At 70.0% G+C, this 16,443-nt stretch carries 13 protein-coding genes and 6 pseudogenes; 11 read left to right on the top strand and 8 right to left on the bottom strand.

Features of this window, described 5'->3' with window-relative positions; genetic code table 11:
- Positions 1–141: 141 nt before the first annotated feature.
- Positions 142–929: pseudogene (locus tag AC2VOR_RS18010) on the top strand (Rieske 2Fe-2S domain-containing protein); the annotation flags it as partial.
- A 51-nt stretch (positions 930–980) separates the two neighbouring features.
- A pseudogene (locus tag AC2VOR_RS18015) lies at positions 981–1,193 on the top strand (dihydrodiol dehydrogenase); the annotation flags it as partial.
- Between the two features lie 7 nt (positions 1,194–1,200).
- Here the strand turns inward: AC2VOR_RS18015 and AC2VOR_RS18020 are convergent.
- Positions 1,201–1,338: pseudogene (locus AC2VOR_RS18020) on the bottom strand (IclR family transcriptional regulator); the annotation flags it as partial.
- Positions 1,339–1,520: 182 nt separating this feature from the next.
- Positions 1,521–3,167, bottom strand: coding sequence for an acyl-CoA synthetase (locus AC2VOR_RS18025; RefSeq protein ID WP_369739326.1), 1,647 nt, complete (start codon positions 3,165–3,167; stop codon positions 1,521–1,523).
- Positions 3,168–3,240: 73 nt separating this feature from the next.
- Between AC2VOR_RS18025 and AC2VOR_RS18030 the strand changes: the two genes are divergently transcribed.
- Positions 3,241–4,110, top strand: coding sequence for an SGNH/GDSL hydrolase family protein (locus AC2VOR_RS18030; protein WP_369739327.1), 870 nt, complete (start codon positions 3,241–3,243; stop codon positions 4,108–4,110).
- The gene (locus AC2VOR_RS18035) at positions 4,107–4,772 is read left to right on the top strand and encodes a DedA family protein (protein WP_369739328.1); all 666 of its coding nucleotides are present in this window, start codon (positions 4,107–4,109) and stop codon (positions 4,770–4,772) included. The genes AC2VOR_RS18030 and AC2VOR_RS18035 overlap by 4 nt, the downstream gene beginning before the upstream one ends.
- 16 nt (positions 4,773–4,788) lie before the next feature.
- Here the strand turns inward: AC2VOR_RS18035 and AC2VOR_RS18040 are convergent, their stop codons facing one another.
- Entirely contained in the window at positions 4,789–5,409 is a 621-nt protein-coding gene (locus AC2VOR_RS18040; protein WP_369739329.1) for a TetR/AcrR family transcriptional regulator, read from the bottom strand.
- 156 nt (positions 5,410–5,565) lie between these two features.
- On the opposite strand from AC2VOR_RS18040, the gene AC2VOR_RS18045 reads away from it, so the two are divergent.
- On the top strand, positions 5,566–6,003 hold the full coding sequence (locus tag AC2VOR_RS18045) for an anti-sigma factor antagonist (RefSeq protein WP_369739330.1): 438 nt from the start codon (positions 5,566–5,568) through the stop codon (positions 6,001–6,003).
- Between the two features lie 121 nt (positions 6,004–6,124).
- Positions 6,125–7,783, top strand: coding sequence for a DUF7159 family protein (locus AC2VOR_RS18050; protein WP_420492643.1), 1,659 nt, complete (start codon positions 6,125–6,127; stop codon positions 7,781–7,783).
- Positions 7,784–7,807: 24 nt separating this feature from the next.
- Here the strand turns inward: AC2VOR_RS18050 and AC2VOR_RS18055 are convergent, their stop codons facing one another.
- The 3 genes from AC2VOR_RS18055 to AC2VOR_RS18065 are packed head-to-tail and all read right to left on the bottom strand — an operon-like array spanning position 7,808 to position 10,372.
- Positions 7,808–8,587 carry a sulfite exporter TauE/SafE family protein gene (locus tag AC2VOR_RS18055; protein ID WP_486964247.1) on the bottom strand — a complete coding sequence of 260 codons (780 nt, stop codon included), beginning with the start codon at positions 8,585–8,587 and terminating at the stop codon, positions 7,808–7,810.
- Positions 8,588–8,627: 40 nt separating this feature from the next.
- Positions 8,628–9,566 carry a catalase family peroxidase gene (locus tag AC2VOR_RS18060; RefSeq protein ID WP_369739332.1) on the bottom strand — a complete coding sequence of 313 codons (939 nt, stop codon included), beginning with the start codon at positions 9,564–9,566 and terminating at the stop codon, positions 8,628–8,630.
- A 17-nt stretch (positions 9,567–9,583) separates the two neighbouring features.
- Complete coding sequence (locus AC2VOR_RS18065; protein WP_369739333.1) at positions 9,584–10,372, bottom strand: SDR family NAD(P)-dependent oxidoreductase; 789 nt, start codon at positions 10,370–10,372, stop codon at positions 9,584–9,586.
- A gap of 105 nt (positions 10,373–10,477) precedes the next feature.
- Between AC2VOR_RS18065 and AC2VOR_RS18070 the strand changes: the two genes are divergently transcribed.
- Both AC2VOR_RS18070 and AC2VOR_RS18075 read left to right on the top strand, forming a co-directional pair.
- Positions 10,478–11,104: a hypothetical protein gene (locus AC2VOR_RS18070; protein ID WP_369739334.1), complete on the top strand. Its 627-nt coding sequence runs from the start codon at positions 10,478–10,480 to the stop codon at positions 11,102–11,104.
- A 65-nt stretch (positions 11,105–11,169) separates the two neighbouring features.
- Entirely contained in the window at positions 11,170–12,750 is a 1,581-nt protein-coding gene (locus AC2VOR_RS18075) for a long-chain-fatty-acid--CoA ligase (protein ID WP_369739335.1), read from the top strand.
- Between the two features lie 11 nt (positions 12,751–12,761).
- Here the strand turns inward: AC2VOR_RS18075 and AC2VOR_RS18080 are convergent.
- Positions 12,762–13,603, bottom strand: a pseudogene (locus AC2VOR_RS18080) (enoyl-CoA hydratase/isomerase family protein).
- 101 nt (positions 13,604–13,704) lie between these two features.
- A complete protein-coding gene (locus tag AC2VOR_RS18085; RefSeq protein WP_369739337.1) occupies positions 13,705–13,995 on the bottom strand; it encodes a hypothetical protein in 291 nt (96 codons plus the stop codon).
- An 814-nt stretch (positions 13,996–14,809) separates the two neighbouring features.
- On the opposite strand from AC2VOR_RS18085, the gene AC2VOR_RS18090 reads away from it, so the two are divergent.
- From AC2VOR_RS18090 to AC2VOR_RS18100, 3 genes and pseudogenes are all read left to right on the top strand, one after another.
- Positions 14,810–15,064, top strand: a complete 255-nt coding sequence (locus AC2VOR_RS18090) for a glycoside hydrolase family 15 protein (protein ID WP_486964248.1) — start codon at positions 14,810–14,812, stop codon at positions 15,062–15,064.
- A pseudogene (locus AC2VOR_RS18095) lies at positions 14,956–15,222 on the top strand (glycoside hydrolase family 15 protein); the annotation flags it as partial. The gene AC2VOR_RS18090 and the pseudogene AC2VOR_RS18095, both read left to right, overlap by 109 nt.
- A 996-nt stretch (positions 15,223–16,218) precedes the next feature.
- A pseudogene (locus AC2VOR_RS18100) lies at positions 16,219–16,443 on the top strand (hypothetical protein); the annotation flags it as partial.

Raw genomic sequence — 16,443 nt, forward strand, 5'->3', positions numbered from 1 at the left:
CGCCGGATCGCGGCGATTGACCAGGACTGCGGGCTGCGGAATTCTACTGAACAGGAAGCTATTTCTGTAGCACAGACAAGGTGGGGCGCCGTGGCGGACGATCGCGCCCTCGACGACATCTGCGAAAACGTGCGCCGCGGCATGGTCCCCGCCCACATCTACAACGACACCGACCTGTTCGCGCTGGAGAAGGAGCGACTGTTCGGCCGCGCGTGGGTCTTTGTCGGGCACGAGTCGGAGATCCCTCAGGACGGCGACTACGTGGTGCGCCGGGTGCTCGACGACTCGTTCATCATCGCGCGCGGTTCGGACGGCGAGGTGCGCGCCATGTTCAACATGTGCCTGCACCGCGGCATGCAGGTGTGCCGGGCGGAGATGGGCAACGCCTCCAATTTCCGCTGCCCCTACCACGGCTGGTCCTACCGCAACGACGGCCGGCTCACCGGCCTGGCGTTTCACCAGGAGGCCTACGGCGGCGACGACGGCTTCCCGCGAAGCGGCCAAACCCTGCTGCCGGCACCGCGTTTCGCGAGCTACAACGGCTTGCTGTTCATCAGTTTGGACCCGCACGCCGAACCACTCGAGGACTTCCGCGAGGACTTCAGGTTCTATCTGGACTTCTACACCCGGCAGAGCGTCGGCGGGGTGGAGTTGCGGGGGCCGCAGCGCTGGCGGATCAAGGAGGTCTGGTCGCCACGCCAGCAGCGGGTCGTCGGCGAGGACGGTTTCATGGTCTCGGCGGCCACCTGCTTTCCCAACCTCAGCTTCGTGCACAACTGGCCGAAACTGCCCGCGGCGAGCCCGGAAAAGAGAACGTCCTGCCCTTCATCTCGATCCGGCTGTGGCAGCCTCTCAGCGCGAACGAGACGGAGGTGTGCTCGTGCTTCGCGGTGGACTCCGCGGCTCCCCCGCGGTACAAGCGGGACTCCTATCCTTGTCGACGAGTCCGTCTTGCGGATGCAGAATCTGGCGGTGTTCCTGTGAACGAAACCATCACGGTCGCAAATGAATTCGCCGAAGTCGAGGTGCGGCGGGTGGACACCCGCAACGGCTCGCGGCTGCCGATCAGAGCCCTGCGAACCGGGCGCTCGATCAGCCTGGACGCGCTGGAACTCGAGGCGCTGACCCGGCAGAACGCCCGCACGCTCACGGCCATGGTCGGCACCTCCGGCGGCCCGCTGCTACCGGACGAGGAGGGCAGGCCTCGCTCAGCCGGATCTGCGGCCGCCCGCCCAGCAGCAACAGCAGTTTCAGCGCGTTGTCGACCGACTCGATCGGATACTGCGGCACAAGGGAATCGGCCGTCGATCCGCCCGCCCGGTCACGCTTGTGCTGCATGCGTCCACGGTAGTCGCTACGCCGCGCCGCAGAAACCCCAACCGCCACGCCGGTCCGCGCCCGGGACTCTTCGTGCCCGCCTTCTAACGACAACCGCACGAGCGCCGGATTTGTCGCCATGAGGCGGGCGAAAGAAAGCGTCCGCCCCGCCGGAAGCCGGTGCGGCGACGAGACAGGGCCGCTCAAAAAGCAGCTGCAACAACGCTTTTCGCCCACCGGTAATCGGCCTTGCCGGACGGCGAACGTTGCACCCGGTCGCAGAACACGACCGCCTTCGGCAGCTTGTAGCGGGCGAGGTGACGGGCGGCCTCGGCGATGATGCTGTCGCCGTCGGCCTGCGCGCCGTCGGCCAGCTGCACGACGGCGACCACTTCGTTGCCCCACCGGACGCTGGGCCGGCTCGTGACGACGACGTCGTAGACGGCGGGGTGTCCGGCGATCGCGGCCTCGACCTCCTCGGCGAAGATCTTCTCCCCGCCGGAGTTGATGGTGACCGAGTCGCGGCCGAGCAGCTCGATCTGGCCGTCGGCGTACCAGCGGGCCCGGTCGCCGGGCACCGAGTGCCTGATCCCCTCGATGACCGGGAACGTGCGCGCCGTCTTCTCCGGGTCGCCCAGATAACCCAGCGGGATGAACCCCTGCTGGGCCAGCCAACCGACCTCCTCGTCGCCCGGCGACAACACCCGGGTCATGTCCTCGCTGACCACCACCGCACCGGGGTTGGGCGCGAACCGGCCGCTCGCGTGCTGCGACCGCGAGGACACCTGCCCCATCTGCGCACCGGATTCCGACGAGCCGCCGGCGTCGAGGATCGTCAGATGTGGCAGCAGCTCGACGAAGCGCTGCTTGAGCGGAGCGCTGAGCGCGGCCCCGCCGGTGACCAGCACCAGCAGCCCGGACAGGTCGTAATCGCCGGACTCGAATTCGTCGAGCAGCGGCCGCCCGAAGGCATCACCGACCATGGACAGCGACATCACCCGCTCCCGACTCGCCAGCGCCCACGCCTCGGCCGGGTCGAAGTGCGTCGTCGTCGGCGCCATCACGAAGGGCCGGCCGGCGCACAGGCTGATGAGGGCCGCCCACTGCGCCGCGCCGTGCATGAGCGGTGCGACCGTCATCGAGCCCGGTCCCCCGGCCCGCGACCGCTCGACGATCTCCGCGAGGCCGGTCATCGGCTCCCCGGTCGCGGGATCCCGCCCGCCCATCGCGTTGACGTAGATGTCGTGCTGGCGCCACAGCACCGCCTTGGGCATTCCGGTGGTGCCGCCGGTGTAGAGCACGTAGAGGTCGTCGGGCGAGAGCGCGAGGTCGAGCGGCGCGTCGGAGACGGAGGCCAGCAGCTCCTCGTAGCGCACCGCCCCGGGCAGCGGATCGACCCCGGAGCCGTCGTCGACGTGGATCAGGCGGGGCCGGATGTCCATCTCGGCCAGCGTCTCGGCCAGCGTCGGGGCGAACCGCGCGTGGTACATGACGGCGTCGGCGCGGGCGTTGCCGAGCAGATACACCAGCTCGTCGGCGACGTAGCGGTAGTTGACGTTGAAGGGGGCGACCCGGGCCGCATAGGCACCCAGCATGGCCTCGAGAAACTCGTTGCAGTTGGCCATGTACAGCCCGAGGTGGCTCTGACCCGACTCGTGTGGTGCCAGCTCGGCGCGTTCCCGGCGCGCGCCGAGCCCCCAGTCATGCAGCGCGCGGGCGAACCGGCGGGCACGCTCGCCGGTTTGGGCGTAGGTGAACCGCCGATCCCCGAAAACAATGCAGTCCCGGTCGGGGTTGGCCGCGGCCACCGCGGCGAACACCTGGGCGAGATTGAACCCCTCGTCGTGCACACACACTCCTCAGCATCGAGCGAGCGCCAGGTTACAACGCATTTCCGCGGGGACTGCTATTAGTCTCGGCTTCGTGTGCGGGGCTAATCGGGCCGGGTACTGCCGATACGTCGCGATCGGTGACAGCCAGACCGAGGGATTGTGGGACGGCGACGACACCGTCGGCCTGCTGGGCTTTGCCGACCGGCTCGCCGCGATGATCGACACGCTGCACCCCGGCCTGCAGTACGCCAACCTGGCGATCCGCGGCAAGCGGATCAGCGACGTGCTCACCGAGCAGCTTCCCGAGGCCCTGGCGATGCGGCCCGACCTGATCACGGTGTGCGCCGGGATGAACGACGTCATCCAGCCGGGCCGGTCGTTCGGCCGGGCCCTGGTCGACCTCGACCACCTGCACGCCGCGCTCGCCGAGTCGGGGGCGACGGTGGTGACGACGACCTTCCCGAACGTCGCGCAGTTCCTCCCGCTCGGACGGCTGGTGGCGACGCGGCTCACCCGCATCAACCAGGCGATCAGCGACGCCGCCGGGCAGTACGGCTTCCGGCTGGTCGACCTGTACAGCGCGGCCTCGATGCGCGAACTGGACACCTGGGCGATCGACCGGGTGCACGCATCCACCAAGGGCCACATCCTGTTCGCCGCCGCGGCCGCCGAGGCGCTGAATCTGCCCGACAGCAACCATGATTGGGCCGATGCGAGCGCGGATCCAGCGGGATTGTCCTTCTCGGCCGGCGCCCGGGGCCACCTGCGCTGGGCGCACGAGAGTTTCGTCCCGTGGATCTGGCGCCGACTGCGCGGCCGGTCCTCGGCCGACGGCCGGGTGCCGAAGCGTCCCCGGCTGCAGCGCCTCACCGCGCCGAGCGGTCCGCACAACGGCTGCGCGCCCCGGGAAGAAGGCTTTGCACCGCGGATGATGCGCGAGTCGGGCATCCTTGACCCATGAACGTGGAGGCCTTGCTGCACTCGATCCCGCCGCTGGCGGTGTACCTGGTAGTCGGGGCCGTCGTCGGGCTGGAAAGCCTCGGGATTCCGCTGCCCGGCGAGATCGTGCTGGTCAGCGCGGCGCTGATGTCGTCGTATGACGACCTGCCCATCAATCCGGCCTTCGTCGGTGCCGCCGCCGTCCTGGGCGCGGTGGCCGGCGACTCCGTCGGCTACGCGATCGGGCGCCGGTTCGGCATGCCGCTCTTCGATCGGCTCGGCCGCCGGTTCCCGAGACATTTCGGGCCCGGACACGTCGCGCTGGCCGAAAGGCTGTTCAACCGCTGGGGTGTCCGGGCGGTGTTCTTCGGCCGCTTCATCGCATTGCTGCGCATCTTCGCCGGGCCGCTGGCCGGAGCGCTCAACATGCACTACCCGCGATTCCTGGCGGCCAACGTGTCGGGCGCCGTCTGCTGGGCCGGGGGCACCACCGCGCTGGTCTACTTCGCCGGGATGGCCGCCGAGCGCTGGATGGAGCGGTTTTCCTGGATCGCGTTCGTCATTGCCGCCGTGTGCGGCGTCACGGCGGCAATCCTGCTGCGCGAGCGCACCTCCCGGGCGATTGCCGAACTCGAGGCCGAGCACGGCCGCAGAGCCGGGACCGCCGCCGCCGACCCCGTGTGAAGCCGGTTCCGGCGGGTCAGCCGGCCGCCTCCCCCAGACCGGGGTTCGACGACGGTCGGTGCGCTTCGATGAGAGCGCCGGCCATCGTCTTGGCGTGCAGGGCGGCGTCCCGGTCCCCCACTGCCGTGAGAACGATCGCGCCCTTCATGAGGATATGCCAGGAGGAGGCGAACCCCTCCACATCGGTGAGCCCCGCCGCGATCGCGCGCCGGCGCACGATGTCGCGGACGTGGTCGATGTGGGCGATGCTGGCCCGGCCGGCGGGATGGTCGGGGCCCACCTCGAGCAGCACGTTGATGAACGAGCAGCCCTCGTAACCGCCGCGCAGCTGGAACCATTCGTGCAACACGTCGAAGATCGCCATCAACTGCTGCTCGGGCGTGTCGGCGCGCTTGCGGGACTGCTCCTCGATCAGACCGTGGGTCCAGAGTTCCTCGCGGCGCTGCAGCACGGCCAACACGAGGTCGTTCTTCGTCGCGAAGTGCCGATACAGTGTGGCCCGCGCCACCCCGGCGCGTTCGATCACCTCGTCGGTGCCGACAGCACGAATTCCACGGCGGCTGAACAATTCATAGGCTGCGCTGAGGATTCGTTCGCGCGCCGGCACCGCGGGTGCCGCAGCGTCAGGGCCTGTCATAGCCTCCCTTACGATACTCTTAGCGCCCCATGGGTAGACAGACCGCCCTGTCTCGTTATACAAAAGAGATTCGCACTTCGCGAGGTCTGTCTTCAGACAATAGGACGGGCAACCTTCGCAGCGTTTTCGACGCCAGCCGAACAGGGAGCCACCACAATGAGCCCAGTATTTGCCGACACCACATCCAGCCCCCCTTTGACACTCAGCACGCGGCTGGTCTACGAACTGGGCGATCCAAACAGCACTCTGCGGGCGACCACCGACCGCGTCGGCGGCGCGGTCCTCGTCAACGCGGGGGGCGAGGTCGACGCGTGCAACGAGCACACCTGGCGCCAGCTGGTCAGTGAGGCAGCCGGCGTCGTCTCCACCCCGGGACCCCTCGTCATCGACGTCACCGGGCTCGACTTCATGGGTTGCTGCGCGTTCGCGGTGCTGGCCGACGAGGCGGAACGCTGCCGCACCCGCGGCATCGAGCTGCGCCTGGTGAGCCACGAGCCGCTGGTCGCCCGCATCGTCGCGGCGTGCGGACTGAGCGGCGTGCTGCCCATCTATCCCACCGCCGACGCCGCGCTCGGCACGACCGCCCGCTGGTAGCGCTCCCGTTCGCTTCGTTGTTCAACGGCCCGCCAACTCATAGCTGATTCACAGCGCCCAGCCGCGTCCGGACGCTAACGCCGTACCCCGAAACGGTGACAAACTTAGAGAAGCTTTGTAGATGGCGCGGACGGGCGGCGCCTCGCAGCCAGCGGGGCGGGCCGGAGCGGACTCGGGAGGCGCGGTGGACGTCGTACTAGGGATATCGATGGAATCCACCGCGGTGCGCATGGTGCTCCTCGGGGGCGAGAACGCCGACGGCGTGACCGTCGAGGAGGACACCGTGCGCATCGCCGCGGCGGACACCGCGACCCGCAACGCACCCGGACACGTGATCTCGGCGATCCTGGGCACTCGGCAGGGCGCCGCCGAGGGCGGTTACCGCCTGGCGTCGACGGGGGTGGCCTACACCAACCCGGTCGAGGCCGCCGCGCTACAGGAAGCGTTGGCAAGCAACGGGATCCGCGACGTCACCCTGGTTTCGGCGTTTCTGGCCGCGGCCGCGCTGACCCAGACGGTCGGTCAGGCGATCGGGTACCGCCACACCGCGATGCTGCTCGTCGACCCCAATTTCGCCACGATCGCGGTGATCGACTCCGAGGACGGTTCGATCACCGGGGTGCGCAGGCAACGGCGGGCCCTTTCCCTCGCCGACACCGCCGTCCAGCTGGCCGCGATGGTCGCCGGCGCTGACGCCGCGGAGCTGACTGCCGAGGGGGTTTTCCTCGTCGGCCAGGGGGTGGACACGGCGCGGCTCAAGGCGGCGCTGGAGGCGGTGACGCCGTTGGCCGTGAGCGCGCCGGAGGAGCCGCAGGCGGCCCTGGCGCGCGGCGCGGCGCTGGCGTCGGCCAACGCGCCGCTGTTGGTGCTCTCCACCGGTGCGCTGGCCTACGCACAGGATCCCGGCACCGGGGAGGTGCCGCCGTACCCCCTGCACGACTACCCCGGCGTCGCCGATCCACCGGCCGAGCGCCCCATCGCGTACAGCGACATCCCGGAGCCGTCCGCGGAAGCCGAGACCACGCTGCTGACCGGGATCGGCCGCCGAGGTGCCGGCCCCACGCGCAAGCGCCGCAGGCCGGTGCTGCTGACCAGCAGCGTGCTGGCGGTGATCTTCACCTGCGCGGCGGTGGCGCTGGAGATCGCGCTGGCGATCAACATCCGCACGACCGTCGCCCTGCAGCCCAATCCCGAGCAGAACATCATCGTCCCGACCCGCCAGGCGCCCGCCCCCCACAGTCAGCCGGCGCCGGTGACGCATCCCGTTCCCAGGGTCAGCGCGCCCACGGTCGCGATACCCGATCTGCCGAAGCCGGCCGTGGCCGCCCCCGCCGCCCCGGCTCCCCCGGTTCCCGTCGCCGCCCCGGTGCCGGTGCCGGTGCCCATGCCGGTCCCCGTCGCAGCGCCGCTGCCGCCCGTTCCCAACATCGCACCGCTGCTGACGCCGCACCCGGTCTCGGTGGCACCGCTGCAGCTGCCCAAACCGCCCGCGGTGCAACTGCCCACACCGCCCGCGCTGCAGTTACCCAAACCGCCTGCGGTACAACTGCCCACACCGCCGGCCCCGCAATTGCCCAAACCGCCCGCGCTGCAACTGCCCAAACCGCCGGCCCTGCAATTGCCGGCACCCCAACCGCTGCAACTGCCCACACCCGTGCTTCCGAAGGCGCCCGTTCTGCCCGCGCCGTCGTTGCCCGTGTTTCGCCCGCCCGCGCCGATCATGCCGCAAATGCCGGCGCTGCCCCGGTTCCCGTTCGTGCTCCCGCACTTCGGGCTTTGAGGTCTGGCCACCCAACGCCGCGGGCTACACCGTGACCAGGCGGTACAGCCCGATCAGGCCGACCACCACGATCGTGGCGCGCAACGCGTCCGGCGAGAGCCGGCGCCCGTAACGCGCCCCGAGCGATCCCCCGACCAGCGAGCCCGCGGCGATCAGCCCCGCGACCGGCCAGCTGATGCGGTCTGGGGCGGCCAGCGTGTAGCCAAGGGCCGCAACGATATTCACCAGCAGCGTGGTGAGGTTCTTGGCCGCGTTCATCCGCTGCATCGACTCTGGCAGCAGGGCCCCCATCACGCCGACCAGCAGGATGCCCTGCGCGGCGGTGAAGTAGCCGCCGTAGACGGCGACCGCGAACGTGCCCAGCACCAGCATGGCCATGCGTGCCGGGGTGACGTGTTCGGCGGAGCGTCCCGCCTGCTCGGCCCGCCGGCGGCCCCACGACTGAATCCGCGGGCCGCTCACGACCAGCAGCAGGGCCACCACCAACAACACGGGAACGACCTCGGTGAACACCCGGGCGGGCAGGTGCAGCAGCAGAAATGCGCCCAGCGCGGCACCAGTCAGCGACGCGGGGATCTGCCATCGCAGCCGATCCCACTGCCCGCCGAGTTCGGCACGGTAGCCCCAGGTGCCCGACGCGCTGCCGGCCACGAGGCCGACCGCGTTCGACATGGTCGCCGTGACGGGCGGATACCCCAGAGCCACCAGGGTCGGAAACGTGATGAGGGTGCCGGAGCCGACGAGGGCGTTGATCGCCCCGGCGCCGAACCCGGCCAGACTGATCAACACCACGTCGGAGGCCATCACAGACAGGAAACCTTAGCCTGCCGCGTGCGCACGCCGGTCAGACCGGAGGCGCGTCCACGCCGCGGTCGACTCCGGTGCGCAGCTTGACCGACGCCGAATAGGCCAGCGTGCGGAACCGCAGAACCGGGTCGTCGGAGGGTTCGATGCCGTCGGTCACCCGCATCGGGTCGAACACGACGATGTCGTCGCCGTGCTCGCGCTCGGTGTCGAGGCCGGTGATCTCGATGGTCCCCACGGTGACGACCTGGGTGCCCTGCCACGGCGCCGACGGGTCGACGGTCGAGTCCTGCGGCCCGGCGATCTGCACCCGGAAGTCGAACCGCACCGGCCCGCGGTCGAGCCGGGCGTTCAGCTCGTCGGTGAGGAAGTCCGGGGACTCGTCCCCCGGGGCCGGGCCGGAGGACTTCGCGCCGGCGGCGGGCACCAGGTGGTAACGCACGAATCGGGCGTTGCCGTCGGCGCCGACCCAACGGAAGGCGTGCAGGCCGTGATACTCGGTGGTGGCGTAGCTGGCGGGAACCGTGCTGGCGTCGCGCAGCACGGGCAGCGCGGCGAGCAGCCGCGGGTGGGTGAGCAGGTGCCGGGCCATCCGCAGCGGTTGCAGCAGGCCGGGGCGCATCGCCTTGAGCAGGTCGATAAACCCGTCCGGGGTGCTCGAGACGAACAGCCGCGCGGTCTGCGTGGAGACATCGGTCGTCGAGCCGTCGGGCAGCGTGAACTTCACCGCCAGGCCGCGCACCCCCGGGGCGCCGTCCGGCTGTTCGGGGTTGCCGGATCCGTTGGAGAAACGGATCAGCGCGGGGACCGTGGAGCCGTCGAGGTGGGCTGCGCGCGAGAGCTGTACCGCCTCGGGGCTTGCCGTGAACGTCCCCCGGTACAGGGTCCCCTTGGCGTGCAGCGCGCGACAGCCGGGCCGCGCTCCCCCGGCGCTTCGAATCGCCTCGATGGCGTCGTCGGGGGAAAGCTTGGCTGCCATAGGGGAATCCTAGGGGCTCACTCGGGCAGGCCGAAGAGTTTGACGACGCCGTGATCGCGGCCGGCGGTGTAGCCGCCGTCGACGGCGATGGCCTGCCCGGTGACGAACGAGGCGTCCGGGGAGAGCAGGAACGCCGCCATCGCCGCGACTTCCTCGGGCCGGCCGAGCCGCTGCAGCGCGTGTTCCTTCGTGATGGAGGCCAGCGGACCCGCCATCCCCTCCAAACCGAAAACGCTTTCCGCCATCGGTGTTTCGATGAAACCGGGGCAGATGGCGTTGACCCGGATGCCGCTCGGTCCGTAGTCGAGCGCCATGTTTCTGGTCAGCAGCACGACCCCGCCCTTGGCGGCGTTGTACGAGCTGCCGCCCGCCGTTCCTTCCAGGCCTTCGATGCTGGACACGGTGACGATGGAGCCTCGCTCACCGTCGATTCTGGGTTGCTCGATCATCCTGGCCAGCGCCGCCTTGGCGACCAGGAACGTGCCGGTGAGGTTGACGCCGATCACCCGCTCCCAGTCGGCGCGGTCGAGCAGATGGACCGGTCCGCCCCCGGCGACGCCGGCGGCGTGGAAGACGCCATCGAGACGACCCGGCACCGCCTGCAGCACGGCACCGATCGCGGCTTCGTCGGTCACATCGGCGGTGACGAAGTGGAAGTCGGGCCCCAGGTCCGGCGGAGCGGCCAGATCGGCACCGACGACGGAGCCGCCCTCGGCCAGCAGGCGCAGCGCGGTGGCCAGGCCGATCCCGGATGCCGCGCCCGTCACGACGAACGTGCGGGAACGGGCACGGTCGGCATTCACCATGTCGAAGTCCTTTTGTCGGGTAGGGGTTCCGCTCGGCGGGATCTGCCCATATCGCGATTTGTACCTTACGATTTGCGCAACCACCCGGGGGCACGAGGAGCCACGATGTCATCAACGCACACACTCCGGTTGCCCGGTGCGACACGGGCCGCGCGCGGCCTGCGGCCCGTGGGTGTCGCCGCCGTGGCCGCCACGGTCCTGATCACGGGCACCGCCGACCCGGCCGGACAGCCACCGCGCACGCCGGCGCCGGCGGCGGTGCGGTTGCTCGCCGCCGACCCGGTCGACGTCGCGCAGGGCATCTCGATCACCCCCGCACCGGGCTGGACGGTCGGCGACCGGGGCACGGACTGGGTGGCGCTCTACAACGCCGACTCCAGCGCACAGCTGCAGGTCACCGTCAAGACGGCCGACGGGACCGACGTCGCCGCCGTGCTGCAGGGCGACATCGACCGGTTGACCGGCGATCCGTCCTCCGATCTGACCAACGTGAAAAACCTGACCCCGCCCATCATCAAGATGGTGCAGGGCGACAACTTTCAACAGAAGGCCTCCATCGACTACACCGGCGTCGTGTCGTCGCCGCGACGCACGGTTCCCGTCCTCGGCACGTTCAGCGAGCTGCTGAACACCTCGACCGGGCTGTCGGCGTTCATCGACTTCCGGCAGAACGATAACGCGACCGGTCAAGCCGCCCAGGACGGCGGGGCCATGATCGACTCCATGCTCTGACGAGTTGCCGCGGCCGCGACGCGCCGCGTATCACAGAGGAGGGACACACCGAACTCGGAGGGGTAATGCCGGCAGCCGACGCCACCATCAGCACGACCGACACGCTCATCGGATTCGTCGAGCAACACGCACGGCAACGCCCCGACGGCATTGCGATTCGCTACGGCGAACAGCAGTGGACCTGGGCCGGCTGGGCGGCGCGGATCCGGCGGGCGGCCGGAGCGCTGCGCGCCGCCGGTGTCCGCCGCGGCCAGTGCGTGGCGTTCCTGGACAAGAACCACCCCGCCTGCCTGGAAACCCTGTTCGCGGCCGCATCGATCGGCGCGGTCACCACCGTGGTGAACTGGCGCCTGGCCGGTGCGGAACTGGCGCATGTGCTCGAAGACAGCGGGGCGCGAATGCTTTTCGTCGGCGCCGAACTGCATCCCGCGGCGCAGGCGGCCGCCGCGCACGTCGCGGGCCTGCGGCGCATCGTCGTGGTCGGCGGCGACGGCGGCGGCGACGACGACGAGTACGAATCATTGCTCGCCGCAGCATCTCCCGAGGACACCGACGCCGAGGTCACCGGCGACGACACCGCGCTGGTGATCTACAGCTCGGGCACCACCGGGCGCCCCAAGGGCGTGGTGCTCAGCCAGCGCGCGCTGGTCAACCACGCGGCGAACCTCGCACCGGCGTTTCCGTTCGGCGAGGGCGACGCGAACCTGGTGTGCATGCCCCTGTTCCACGTGGGCGGGATCGGGTATGCCCTGTTCGGCATCCGGCCCGGGGCCCCGACGATCATGACCCGCGAGCCCGACGCCGCGGCGCTGGCCGGGGCGGTGCGCGCCGGCGCGACGCACGCGTTCTTCGTGCCACCGGTGATCGCCAGGTTCCTCGACGGCGGCGAGGCGGCCGTCGACGCCATCTCGGGGCTGCGCTACATCGTGTACGGCGCCGCCCCGATGCCGCTGCCCCTGCTGCACCGGGCGCTCGCGGCCTGGCCCGAGACGCAATTCGTCCAGGTGTACGGGCAGACGGAACTGTGCGGGGCGGTCACGGCGCTCGGCGACGCCGACCATCGCGACGACACCCGGCCCCATTTGCAGCTCTCGGCCGGAAAAGCGGTGCTGGGAACCGAAATTCAGATCGTCGATCCCGAAACGGGGCGTCAGGTGCCGGCGGGCCGGCCGGGCGAGATCTGGGTGCGCAGCAACCAGAACATGAGCGGCTACCTGAACCGCCCGGAGGCAACGGCCGAGACGATCACCGCCGACGAGTGGGTGCGCACCGGCGACGTGGGGCGCCTCGACGCCGAGGACTACGTCTACGTCGAGGACCGGCTGAAAGACATGGTGATCACCGGCGGGGAGAACGTCTACGGGCCCGAGGTGGAAAGCGTGCTGATCAAGCATCCCGCCGTCGCCGACGCCGCCGTCATCGGGGTGCCCGACGACCGTTGGGGCGAGTCGGTCAAGGCGATCGTCGTGGCCGCCGGCGAGATCGGCCCCGAGGATGTCATCGCGTTCTGCCGTGAGCACCTGGCCGGCTACAAGTGCCCGCGTACCGTCGACTTCGTGGCGGAGCTCCCCCGCAACGCCAGCGGAAAGATCCTCAAAACCGCACTGCGGGAACCATATTGGGCGGACCGCGCCAGGAAGGTGTGACCGCCGGGCGCCTACAGGCGTCCCTCGACGCGCAGCTGCGGATGCACCCAGTCCGGTGAGCGGCGCTCCTTGAAGGCGCGGAAACCCTCCCGCGCCTCGGCGTCGCTCAGGCTGGCGGTCATGCCGATGCGGTCGTACAGGCCCAGGTAGTTGTCGATGCTGGACTTGATGACCCCACGGGCCCGCGGGGCGGTGCGGCACACCTGGGCCAGCACATCGCGCGCCTCCGCGAGCAGGCTCTCGTGCGGCACGACCCGGCTGACCAGGCCCCAGTCGTAGGCCTCGGCCGCGCTGAGCACCCGCCCGGTGAACATCAGGTCGCGGGTGCGCACCGGCCGACCAGCCGTGCCAGCATCTGGCTGTAGTAGGTGTCGGCGTAGCCGCGGAACAACTCGGGCACGCGGAAGGTCGCCCGTTCGCTGACCACCGACAGGTCGCTGCACAGCGCGATCTGGAAGCCGCCGCCCTGGCACAGCCCGTTGACCGCCGAGACGATCGGCTTGGCCGAGGTCCGCACCGCGTCGAACGGCGTGACGTCCATGCCCAGCGCGGCGCCGAAGGTGATCCAGGCGTCGGCGCCGCCGGCCCCGCCGCCCATGTCGCCGCCGGGCGCGAACACGTCACCGGTTCCGGTGATCAGCAGCCCGGCCAGATCCGGGTCCTCGTTGAGACGGCCGACGGCATAACGGATTCCGAAGTACATCGCCGGGGTCAGGGCGTTGCGGGCGTCCGGGCGGTCGATCGTGCACACCGCGATCGGCCCCTGCCGCTGCAACGTCAGGTACGGCGTGCCCAGCCAGTCCCCCTCGGGTGGGCGCGGGCTGCCGTGCGGGGGCGGGGGCTGCTGCGTCACGGGACTCCTTCGACGTCGGCGACCGCGTCGTCGCGTCAGCGCGCGGCGCGGTGGAGATACTGTAGTTCTTACAGTATGTGGGGCGGGGTCCGGCGGCCGGTCTACAGGTACGGCAGCGTCGCGACGGCGGCGCCCTGGGTCGTGTCGTTGAGCAGCTTGGCCAGCGTGGACTGCAACGTGGCCGTGGCCTCGCCCACCGGCCGGTCGCAGAACCGGCAGTGGACGGCGAACCGTGGCTGGTCGTCCTCGTCCGGCCAGAACCGGCGTGGCCCCACTGCGGCGCCCGGGTCGTACTGGACCGACTGATGCGGAGCGTCCCTGAGGATCCTGCCGACGGGATGACCTTGCGGGCATTCAAGTTTCAGCACGCCGATTCCCTCTTGATTGCTCACCGTCCACCGTCCTCACGAAGTCGTGGTCTCCTCGGTCCCCACGTATTGTCGCCCCGGGCCGGCCGGTGTGCTCGTCGTGGCCCCGCAATCGGCGCCCGATTCCGGCAACAGGGGGTCTGGTCACCGCGAACGTCTAGCCGCGAGCAAACCGGGTACACCCCGGTGACGGCGGTATGCACGGGTCTGCAGTGAAAGGCGACTATGACCGACGACCCTCCCATCGCCCCCATCGCCGAGTTTTTCTCTCCGGAGGTACTCCGCGAGTACGCCCTACTGGCCGACGGCGAGCGCGGCGTGGTGATAGGCCCCCGCGGCGAGTGCACCTGGATGCGCCTTCCGCGCTGGGATGGTACTCATCGTGACCGCCAGATCGCGACCGTTCCGGTGGTGCTGCGCCGCGCCGGGCGATCGACCGGCCGATGTGGATACAGGTCAGGCTCGACGCCCGCGCGAATTTCGGCTCGGAGCCGATGTGCGAGCTGTCGCTCGACGACGGGATCTGGACCGGGCGATCGGGCCCGCTGCGCTTCCGCTGGCTCGGGGCCGGTGATGCCAAGGTCTGCGACGACGGCTCGCTGCGGACGGCCATCTGCGTGGAACCCGGGCGCGATCACGACCTGGTCCTCGAGATCTCCGATCACGAGCTCCCCGCCGACGTGCCACGACCCAACGACTGCTGGCGCAGGACCAAATCGCTTGGCGCGAAGCGGTTCCCGAGACCACCGGCACCGTGGCCGACGCCGATTCCCAGAGCGCCTACGCGGTGCTGCGCGGGTTGGCCTCCAGCGGCGGCGGGATGGCCGCCGCGGCCACCATGTCGCTGCCGGAACGCGCCCAGCAGGGCCGCAACTACGACTACCGCTACTGCTGGATTCGTGATCAGTGCTACGCCGGGCAGGCCGTGGCCTCCGCCGGTGCCACCCCCTGCTCGACGACGCGGTGCGCTTCGTCAGCGAGCGCGTGCTCGCCGACGGTCCGCAGCTCAAGCCGGCCTACACAGTCACGGGCGGTCAGGTGCCCCGCGTGCAGCACCTGGACCTGCCGGGCCACCCCGGCGCCACCGTCATGACCGGTAACCGGGTCGGCGACCAGTTCCAGCTCGACGCCTGCGGCGGGGCCCTGTTGTTGCTGGGGGCCGCCGCCCGCCTGGACTATCTCGACAGCCTGCAATGGAAGGCGGTGCAGTCGTTGGTGCAGACCATCAAGGACCTGTGCCGCGAGCCCGACATCGGCATCTGGGAGCTGGACCAGCAGCGCTGGGCCCACTCCCGGCTGACCTGTGCGGCGGGGTGCGGCGGGGCTGCGCGCCATCGGGGACATGGCACCGGCGCACGTGGGCGCCGAATGGCAGCATCTGGCCGACCTGTTGATCACCGACACCGCGTCGGACTGCCTGCATCCCAGCGGGAGGTAGCAGCGCGCGCCGGGGGATGCGCGCGTCGACTCGGCGCTGCTCATCCCGTCGATCCGGAGCGCCATTCCCGTCACCGATCCGCGCACCACCGCGACGCTGGACGCGGTGCGCACCGGACCTGAGCCGGCACGGCTACGTGTACCGGTTCCGGCCCGACGAGCAACCGCTGGGCCAGCAGGAGGGGGCTTTCCTGTTGTGCGGCTTCCTGATGTGCCTGGCCGAGCACCAATGCGGCAACCGGGTGGCGGCCGCGCGCTGGTTCGAGCGCAACCGCGGCGCCTTCGGTCCCGGGTCTGTTCAGCGAGGAGTACGACGTCGCCCAGCGCCAGCTGCGGGGCAACCTGCCGCAGGCGTTCGTGCACGCCCTGCTGTTCGAGGCGGCGCACACGCTGCAAGGCGACGACGACCCGGCGGTCGGCAAGAGCTGGTGAGCCTGCGTTGACCTGCGTCCAACTGCGGAAGAACTGTGTAGCCAACTGGTTGATGCGTGGTCGGGCGAAACCGGAACTTGCGGCCCAGCGTCTTATTCTCTGCGTGGCCGGGTCGGCGGAATATGCGACGTGGCGTAGCGGTGTTGTCGGCTGCGCTGACGCATCGGCCAGGCCACCGCTTACCGGGATAGCTCCCAACGATAATGTTGGGCAAACTGCTGGCATGGCGATCACGGCACGAAAGACAGCGCGGAAGCAAACCAGAATGGGGGCCGATGATCCGTTGGCGGCCTCGCGGGTACGGTATCTGGCCGACATCATCGGCGGGGCGCAGTTGGCGGCGATTGTCGGGTGAATCGTTCACAGCCGTCGCGGTGGATGACAGGCGAGGAGCGGCCCGGACCCACTGCCGCACCGCTGTTGATCGATCTTGAACACGTCATTGCTCGTGCGCGACTGGTGTGGGGGGACGCTGCGGCGGCGACCTGGCTGGACAGCGCCAATAGCTGTTTTGCGTCTGACTTCGCGATAGAGATCGGTGTGTCGATCAGACGACATCCGACGGGTTCTCCGAGCTCTCTTGGAGGATCTGATCATGTCCGA

Source organism: Mycobacterium sp. TH-M103, from assembly GCF_057473785.1.